Genomic DNA, 1235 nt, shown 5'->3' with positions numbered 1-1235 from the left:
TGTAGTGGTCAACAAATTCCGGACACAGATTTAAGCCGATTTTCAGCATTAACTGGCGACAACCCATCATTTACTTGGTGGGGCCGTTGCCTATTGTAGTAGTCCATCAAGTAATAGCTAATGTCTCTCTTAGCCTGAGTTTGGGTCAGGTAACCTGTTGCTGGTATCCATTCAGTTTTTAGACTTCTAAATAGCCTTTCCATAGGAGCATTATCCCAGCAGTTACCGCGGCGGCTCATACTTTGAGTTATTCGATATCGCCAAAGCCTTTGACGGTATTTACGGCTGCTATATTGGCATCCTTGGTCTGAGTGGAACATTACGTGGCTAGGTCGCCCTCGTTGTTCCCAAGCCATATCCAAGGCTTTACAAGTCAGCTCAGCATTTGGTTTATCTGATAGCGCCCATCCCACTACGCGTCGGCTAAATAGGTCTAGTACGACGGCCAGATAACTCCACTTTGAACCTGACCAGATGTAAGTAATATCACCACACCAAACTTCATTTGGTGCAACAACAGAGAATTCACGCTTCAGCAGATTCGGGATATCTGGCCGTTCTAACTTAGCTTGCTTATAGCGATGCGAGCCTGGCTGTTTGCTCATCAGCCCCGCTTCTTGCATGAGCTTTCGTACTTTGAATCGACCAACTTCGAAGCCCTCAGAGCGCAACATAGAAACAAGAGTTCGACTGCCAGCAGCGCCACGACTCATGTTAAAGAGCTCCTTAGCTCGGCTAGTTAACCGAATGCGATTGGCATCTGGCTTCCGCTGCTTAAACTCGTAGTAACAGGAAGACGCGACATCGAACAACCCACAAAGCATTTTGACCGGTTCGTGCTCCCTCAACTGGTCAATTAGCGAGAACGTTCGAGTTCGTCCGACATTAAGAGAGCTGTAGCTTTTTTTAGTATGGATTTTTCTCTTTCTAAGCGATTAATTCGAGCTTCTAACTCTTGGATCTTCTGCTGTTCAGGCGTCAGAGCTTTAACGGTTGGGGTCTTCCCGCCACGCTCTATCTTTAGTTGATCGACCCAGCGGCGCAGGGCTGTATCACCAACATCTAGAGAGCGTGCCGCCTCAGCTATTGAGTAGCCTTGATCAAGAACCAAGCTCGCAGCATCCATTTTGAATTCAGAAGAAAATATACGTCGTTGTCGTTTTGTCATTGAACACCTCATTTACGGTGGAGACTTTACCACCTAATTTGGTGTCCGGGATCATTAAACCACTACA

General features: G+C 46.9%; 1 protein-coding gene. It reads right to left on the bottom strand.

Annotation, left to right across the window (positions count from 1 at the left end; translation table 11 throughout):
- Positions 1-8: 8 nt before the first annotated feature.
- Positions 9-1168, bottom strand: a protein-coding gene (locus ACYP03_RS23805) for an IS3 family transposase (RefSeq protein WP_459782335.1) whose coding sequence is annotated in 2 segments (ribosomal slippage) — positions 9-901 and positions 901-1168 — 1161 coding nt in all. Because the reading frame shifts where the segments join, the coding sequence is not laid out codon by codon here.
- Positions 1169-1235 lie beyond the last annotated feature (67 nt).

This window comes from Photobacterium sp. R1 (assembly GCF_054600795.1).
This window is presented reverse-complemented; position numbering and strand designations above follow the sequence as displayed.